Raw genomic sequence first — 7,803 nt, 5'->3', positions numbered from 1 at the left:
GGTTGCTCGGCAAGCTTATTAGAGTCGATGTCCGGTATTATCCGGAGCACCTCTCCTTCAAAGCCGTGCGTGAGACTTTCATCTCACACGGCTCCTAGATTCTCTCAACCTCTCGGCTTGCCTTTTGGCTTGCTCCAGTGAATTTGTTGGTGGCAGCTTTGATGAATTGCTGCTAGGTTCTTTAGCTTCCAATTGTCGTGGTTTCCATCTACATGATGAAGGTGTACAGATTCGTCGCAATTGAACATTAACCCGCAATATTCACAAGAATGGTTTTGTCGTTTCAAAGCCTTGGACGTATGATTGTCGTAGAGCGTACTTTTCCGTTTGCTCCAATAGACTAAGTCTCCATCGTAAGGGGACTTAGTCCCTGTGACCATAGTGTGTCCAAAACGTTTAGTCCTTACTGTAGGGAATGCCTTTTTGCATAATTCCACTGCTTCATAGCGGTTCATTTTCTTTTCGATGAGGAATTTTCTTTTTGCCGCTTTGTTAGGGAACCATAGACTATCCCGAGAATCGCTCATATCACACCATTTATGGTAGTTTCGCCATCCTCTTACAATGGGAGCTAGTTTTTTGGCTTTGACCTTTGCACCATAATTCGAGCTATTGACTACGGCTTTAATCTTCTCGCGTATTTTCCTATGATTATCCGCTGAGGGTTTACAATGGAATGTTCCGCTTGGCTTGACTCGCATCTGCCAGCCAAGGAAGTCAAAACCGTCTGTCGTTTTGGTTATCTTGGTCTTTTCTTGACTGATTTCGAGACCTCGTTCTTCCAGAAATTTTTCCACTTTTTGAAGAATTTTTCCGGCGTCATCTTTTGGTTTTAAAAATATCACCATGTCGTCTGCATAGCGGACGGATGGATGGATATCTTCTATTCCATCAAGTGCGATATTGGCTAAAAGGGGGCTAACCACTCCTCCCTGGGGAGTTCCTTGTTCAGGGAATTCCGGGCTGATGCCAGCTTTTAAACACCTGAAGACCCCTTTCTTCACATGTGCTGGTGCTATCAACCTATCCATGATGGATTTATGAGAAATGCGGTCAAAACACTTTTTAATATCTAGCTCAATTACCCTTTTAGTGATGCCTTTTTTTCCTTTATTCAGGTTGGTGAATATGTACATTTGGGCATCATGTGCGCCTCGCCCAGTCCTAAACCCGTAACTCCGGGCGTGAAAGATAGCTTCGTGCGCAGGTTCGAGGGTGTATTTTACTAGACATTGCCATGCTCTATCAGCGATAGTTGGTATTTTAAGCATCCGGGTTTTCCCATTCTTTTTAGGGATTGGTACTTCCCTTAGTCCGCTATGAAACCAGGTGTGGCCATAGTGGTTCAGATTGTCTACCAATTCAATTCGCTCTCGGTAATTGAGGTTTTCCTTTCCATCAATTCCGGCAGTGCGTTTACCCTGATTTAATTGAGTCACTTGACGAACGGCCAAAAGTTGAGCTGAACGGGATTTCATAATCAGTTTTTGTAAAGACCGAGCTTTCCTCAAGTCGCCAGCCTGAACTGCTTTATATATTCTTCTTTGTAGGCGGAATAAGTTTTGGCGGAGTTTCTTCCACTTCTGACTTTTCCAAAGTTCGCTATGTGAATTCATGCGTCTAACCATACTCTACTTTGGTTGAACATATTCTGAGAACCCGTGCCCAGTTTTGAACACATCTTACCCGACAGTAGGGATTAGACTTGGCATAGTTTACCGGGGTTTCGACCGTTCCCCAGACCTATTATTGCTGTCGTTTTTACTCGTTCCATCCTGAAGATTGTTTTGGCGATTTAGGTCAGTTCAATTTGCCTATTCTCCTCTCAGAGATTACGGATATCGTAGTAATGACTCCGTGAGAGTAGAGAATTTATTCCACATATTTTATTCAGGTTGTGGTTGCCGTCTTAGACACTTTTTTAGAACTACTTAGACCTTGTCGCCTCCCCGTTAGCGCCAGTGTTGTTACCTGCTTTTGGTCAACTGATTGCGCCCTGTTACCAGCGTCACTCTGTGAGTTGCCGCTCACTCGGTGTGGTCAGATAGGGAGTCACTTGTCTCTTCAAGGGTGGGACTTTCACCCACATCCTGAGGATAGTTAGGATTTTTGAGGTTAGACCTCACGAATCCCCCTAATCATACCCCTTTCTATTACGAAAGGCTCCTATTAGGAACGAGCCGCACTACTACTGACGGGATGCCCCACCGCCAAATTCAAAATGTTTCTAGCTGCATTTATATCCCTGTCAGCAACATATCCACAATCAGGGCAAGAATGAATGCGGTCTTTTAGTTTCTTAGGTACTTTTTTTCCACAATTAGAGCAGTTCTGACTAGTGTTTCTGGGATTCACAGGAACCGTTAACAACCCAGCATTTAAGGCTTTGGTTGCAAGGATTGACAGGAATTGACCCCATCCAGCATCAAGAACTGATTTTGCCATTATAGTTCTGGCCAGACCTTTGATGTTTAGCTTCTCGTGAGCTACCAGGTCATGGTTATCTAGCAAGTTTTTGGCAGTTTTGAAATGAAAATCTTTTCTGGTATCAGCTACTTTTTTGTGAGCTTTACCTAGTTTTGCTACAGCCTTTTTCCGATTATTACTACCTTTCTTAGATCGGCTAACGGTTTTCTGGATTTTTTTGAGCAGTTTTTGAGCTTTTCTGTAATACTGGGGAATCTCCACTTCTGAGCCATCGGACTTGATCAAAAATGATTTGAGACCCATGTCAATGCCCACGGGATTAGACACTTCATCGACCGGAATAGTCTGAGGAATAGTGTCATCTTGAATTGACAGGGTTACATAGATTCCGTCGGCTTTTCGGGTAACAGTAGCTGTTTTAATCTTAAATCCATCAGGGATTGGCCTGTGATAGACTATCTTGACCCATCCAAATTTAGGTAGTTTCAAAAGATTACCTTTGATAGGGTCTTTTCCTAGAGACGGAAAGGTTAAAGAACGGTACCGCCCTTTTCCTTTGAACCGTGGTCTACCATTCTTTTTACCTTTGGAATCTCCTTTGAGGTATCGTTTAAAAGCTAGATCTACTCGCTTAACACAGTCCTGTAATACATGAGCATGGATGTCGGTGTACCACGGTCTGTCTTTCTTTAATTGAGGTAGAGTTCGCTTCTGGGAAAAATAATCAGGATTATCCCTTAACTCTGGCAGGTGGCATATAAGCGGGCAAGCATTACTAGAGCAGCGATTCTCCTCGTACCAGTTAAATCGATCAGCCAACAAGTAATTGTATTGACACCGCAACATCTCTAGCCATCGATCTAACTCGGCTGTTTGTTTTTTAGATAATCTCAACCTGTATTGATAAGCTGCTCTCATAACACTTGCCTCTCTGTTTATCGACCTACTACAATTCTAATATACAGCTAGTCAAATGGTTTGAAGTTACCGTATGAAAGTGGTTGTGGTGATGGTGATAATTTCACCTCTGGTTTTGCAGCCAGGGGTCGGGGGCGACTCTCTGAATGAGTTTAATGAGGCATGCAAAGGGTTTTAATTGTTAGGTTTGTTGTTTTTCTGCATTTGATACTCCTTTGTTGCAAATAGAAAGTCGCATAGTGTATAGGCCGAATTAACTGCTAGTCTGGCATGATGTTCCGACGGTTGATAGGATCTGGCGTGAGCATCGCTCATGTTATTTCGCAAAGTAGCCAAGCCATGAACTATACTTGTTAGACCAGAGAGAATTTGCTTTAAACACTGTGCAAGGTTTTCCTGTCCTGGAGAAAGCTTAAGGTGTTTTTGAACCTGCTTATACAGTTTCTGTAAGTCTCCCTTATACTCCGGTGGATTAGAATCAAACTCTTGTTCTATTGCAGACAAAACTGCCTCAACGAGAGAGCGTGCGTTAGTGATTGCACCATCAAAATCACCTTCAGCAAGCTTCTTGTCACATTTACTGATTTGCTCATCAATAAATTTATGTGTTACTTCCTGCGAATTTCCATAAGGATGTGATAATTCAATTTGAGAACCATCCAATTTATAAACATTCCATTTGTTGTTTCCTGAAGATTGTAGTTTATAACTATCAAATTCAAGATATTTGTTCAGAAGCTCGACTGCTTTTTGATTATCACTTGTTTCTTTCAAAAAATGACGAGTATCAATAGCCGCGAGCAGGATATCTTTCATGATTGGCCTATCGTTAAACTCACTTAACTTCTCCTCAGCGTATTGCCAACGTGCAGGAAAACCTGGACCGTATTCATCCTCCCAACCCGAACAACTAAATTGGTTAAAAAATTCAACCAATTGCTTACCATTTCGATAGGGTGAACAATTTCCATTACCTGTAATGATATCACGAAGAACTAATATGGTTTCTTTTGATAATTTCACGCTTAAATCAACCTTTAAAACCTGATCACACAATTCTAAAGTACAGGTCATAGCAAGGAATATGCCACGATTGCTGCTGCCTTCGATCGCGTAGCGTGAGCAAAGCTCAATCACTATTCGCTGTGGTGAACAGTGTGGGAATCTTTCGTTCTACATTAGGCTAACAAACTCAAAGAAGGGCGGCAAGGTCTCGGACTTTTTACAACTTAATAACCGTGATAGTAAAGTTTACTCTACCCTGGTACTGGGGTGACAAGATTACCGCTACAGTAGGGAATGGTCACCAATTTTTCAAGGGGAGTAAAAAGGCGGTAACTGGGAGCCTAGCCCAGAATTCCTATAATAATCTCCAGCTTCGACCTGCCCATTGTCACCCTGTTAAAACCGCTAGGTATGGCTGGGGTCTTGTTGGGCTTTGTCCTTCAAAGCAACCTACCAATCGGCTTGATCATACCAAATTATTGAGTTATAAATTCAATTCCAGTTGTAATACCGTATTATTAGTAAATAAATTCATTGGTTGGCCTAAACACTGTGCTTCGTAAACTGCTTGAAGAAAACAGGCAACTCGATAGGCAAATTGTACAGGAACAGCGTTGCCAATCTGCTGGTGGACATGACGTTTATTTCCTCCATGAAATACCCATGAGTCTGGGAAAGTTTGAAGTCGGGCATATTCACGATTAGTAAAGCGTCGCAGACGGCTTGCACTGATACGCCAGAGCTTTAAGCTAATATTTGGATTCCTTACAAATTGCCCATTGACGCGATCTTTTTCCTTTCTTTCTGCCACCACATTTCCCTGAGCCCACCCCCAAATAGTTCCAGTATCAATAGCAGGAAATGGGGCATCCAAAGATCTTATTGGGTGTCCGTCAGATCCAGTTCGAGAGAATCTACATGGTACAGGGGTCTCAGTAGGATCAAATGCCTTTCCAGTCTCCTCATGAACACGGCTTTTGAACCCCCATTCAGGACAATGATTAGGAAGCGAAATAAATGGATTTGCAGCCAGATCAGCTAAATATGCTGATGCTGGTGTATCTGGCTCTGGCGTGGGCCAGTGAAAAGCTGAGGGAAATCGGTCGAAGCTGGCAATAAAAATAAATCTTCTTCTCGTTTGAGGCACTCCAAAACCAGATACTCTGAAGACATTATATTTTATGTAGTATCCAAGACTCTTTAAATGCTCTGAAATTACCTCAACAAAAGGCTTTCCACTTTTGGGTTCTTTCATTCTCCTGAGATTGAGAACATTCTCAATTACGATAAAGCGAGGCTTCTTGATCTTTGCCATTCTGACAACTTCTTGAAACAGAAAATTCCTCTCGTCGTTTTCCTTTCGATTCCCGCCCAGTGAAAACCCCTGACATGGAACCCCTGCTAAAATTACATCACTATCAGGTAAATCTCTTTCTGATACTTCTCGAATATCAGCTTCTTCAACATCCCATTCAGGTCGATTATTACGGAGTGTTTTAACGCTCCATGTATCAATATCTGTGGAGTATAGATGTTTAAAACCAGCCATTTCAAAGCCGATATCTAAGCCACCGGCACCAGAAAAAAGACTTGTGAATGAAAGTTCCATATCAACGAAGAGTGACTGTTGGCCCTAAAGATTTTGCTGCACGGAAAACTTTAAATGTGTGTTTCTTTCCTGCGTTTGGATTATCTATATAGGAAGGTGTAAGCGTATGTTCAATCATATCAAAGTAATAACCCCTTATCAGCCTTGGAGTCTCTATACGTGTGATAGTACCCGAGTGTTTTAAATCTATACCAAATTTAAAGCCAGTTGGAGCAATCAGAGTAACTTGGCGTTCTGTGCCATCCGTAAGGGCAAATGGTGTAGGTGCAACATACATTTTTCGGTCACGAATCATAATGTCTCCATAGCTACCGAAACCTTTAAGATTCTTATTTTTATGGATATAAGAATGGTCTGCATTTAAGAAATTGCCATGACACATGACAAGATCATAGACTGGATAGTTCTTTTCCTTGGTTTTTGCTGGGTATCGTCCAAACACATAGTAAATTGTCCTCCCATTATGCAGACCTGAGGGCACTTGACTATTGCAGTCATAGTTTGCTTCCCTGCCTGGAAATCCTAATCCTTTGATCTCGAAGCCAAGGGGGAAATCAACAAGCCTGAAGTCTGGATAAGCATTTCTTGAAGGTTCATCGAAGTTCAAGGAAAGCCTTTCAAGACGAACAGCAAACCAATTTTGAAAGCTAAACTCTTTGTCCGTGGAAGAAACGCGACTTATCAACTCGCTGGCATCGATGGCGCGAACGCATTCTAAGAAAACCTTTGCTATGATTTGATCCATAATGATTTGTCTAGCCCAATGTTGCGATCACTCTCACCTTTAGGTACACGCAACTGTAGTGCATTTGGTGCTTGACAATGGAAGCACATCCCAAAGACAAAGTCAATGTTAACAGTTCTGCAAGACCATCTACCGAGACTCAGCAAAGTCTAACGGTTAAGGTCAGCGGGGCGAAACCTTGCCATAAGTGTCTTGAATTTCATTCACTGCAGCCTGGATACTTGCCTCATCGGTGATGTCCATACGCAGCGGGTGAGCACCCAACTCTCTAAGGTCAGCCATTTTTTCGACACTACGTGCCGCTACTACCACGGTCAGACCATCCTTCAGCAGAGATTTGGCCATTTCTTTGCCCATACCCGATGATGCGCCGGTAATCAGTGCGACTTTGGATTTACCATTTGCCATGATATTGAAGTTCCCTGTGTGTAGTGGACTTGTTCATCTTAAACTGAGAAACTAGCAACCTTCACAGATTTTGTTACTGCTACTGTCTTGCGATCGCGCTTAATACGGTCAATTTCTTTGAGAGTAAATGATGTTAATTGACACTCCCCGGTCTAAAGACGCGGGGATTCTTCGCTCAACGACCCGACTTGCTGAACCTGGCCGGGACCAAGGACAGTAGAGGTCAGATCTCCCGAAGCGTTGGGATCTAGGATCCAGGTTCCGGTGTGCCCCACCGTACCCAAGGCTCGTTTTAAAATGTTCAGCGCAGCATTGTGGTCTCTATCTAACTTGCATCCACACTTACAGACGTGGGTTCTAGTTGATAGTGATTTTTTGACTGTTTCACCGCACTTAGAGCAGTTTTGACTTGTATAAGCAGGGTTTACTGCTACAGTTACTCTGCCAAATTTAGTCCCAAAATGCTCTAACCATTTTCTGAACTGATACCAGCCAGCATCATTAATAGACTTAGCCAGGCAATGATTCTTTACTAGATTCTTAACCCTTAAATCTTCGTAGGCTACCAGGTCGTTAGACCGGATTACGCAACGTGCCGGAGACGAAACCTTAGAAGAGTGCAGCCTTACAACAAAACCTGCCACCTTTGATGCATAGCCTATCAACTATAAAGGCTGCACTCTTCTTGCGG

At 42.7% G+C, this 7,803-nt stretch carries 6 protein-coding genes and 1 pseudogene; all 7 read right to left on the bottom strand.

Translation table 11 applies throughout. The features are described 5' to 3' along the window. Positions 1 to 104: 104 nt before the first annotated feature. Positions 105 to 1,628 (bottom strand): group II intron reverse transcriptase/maturase, encoded by a 1,524-nt coding sequence (locus F6K20_RS15750; RefSeq protein ID WP_502708004.1) that lies wholly within the window; start codon positions 1,626 to 1,628, stop codon positions 105 to 107. 541 nt (positions 1,629 to 2,169) lie between these two features. Then, positions 2,170 to 3,345, bottom strand: a complete 1,176-nt coding sequence (locus F6K20_RS15745; protein WP_287295266.1) for an RNA-guided endonuclease InsQ/TnpB family protein — start codon at positions 3,343 to 3,345, stop codon at positions 2,170 to 2,172. A 174-nt stretch (positions 3,346 to 3,519) separates the two neighbouring features. Then, positions 3,520 to 4,482 carry an abortive infection family protein gene (locus F6K20_RS15740; protein ID WP_287295264.1) on the bottom strand — a complete coding sequence of 321 codons (963 nt, stop codon included), beginning with the start codon at positions 4,480 to 4,482 and terminating at the stop codon, positions 3,520 to 3,522. A gap of 352 nt (positions 4,483 to 4,834) precedes the next feature. After that, positions 4,835 to 5,959: a DNA cytosine methyltransferase gene (locus F6K20_RS15735; RefSeq protein WP_287295262.1), complete on the bottom strand. Its 1,125-nt coding sequence runs from the start codon at positions 5,957 to 5,959 to the stop codon at positions 4,835 to 4,837. A 1-nt stretch (position 5,960) separates the two neighbouring features. Then, complete coding sequence (locus F6K20_RS15730; protein ID WP_287295260.1) at positions 5,961 to 6,704, bottom strand: hypothetical protein; 744 nt, start codon at positions 6,702 to 6,704, stop codon at positions 5,961 to 5,963. 162 nt (positions 6,705 to 6,866) lie between these two features. Then, complete coding sequence (locus tag F6K20_RS15725; RefSeq protein ID WP_009149325.1) at positions 6,867 to 7,112, bottom strand: SDR family NAD(P)-dependent oxidoreductase; 246 nt, start codon at positions 7,110 to 7,112, stop codon at positions 6,867 to 6,869. Between the two features lie 152 nt (positions 7,113 to 7,264). Beyond that, positions 7,265 to 7,708 (bottom strand): annotated as a pseudogene (locus tag F6K20_RS15720) (RNA-guided endonuclease InsQ/TnpB family protein); the annotation flags it as partial. Between the last annotated feature and the right edge of the window lie 95 nt (positions 7,709 to 7,803).

It is taken from the genome of Moorena sp. SIO2C4, assembly GCF_010672485.1.
Classification (GTDB): Bacteria; Cyanobacteriota; Cyanobacteriia; order Cyanobacteriales; family Coleofasciculaceae; genus Moorena; species Moorena producens.
Note: the sequence above shows the minus strand (reverse complement) of the source record. Positions and strands in the feature narration are given on the sequence as shown.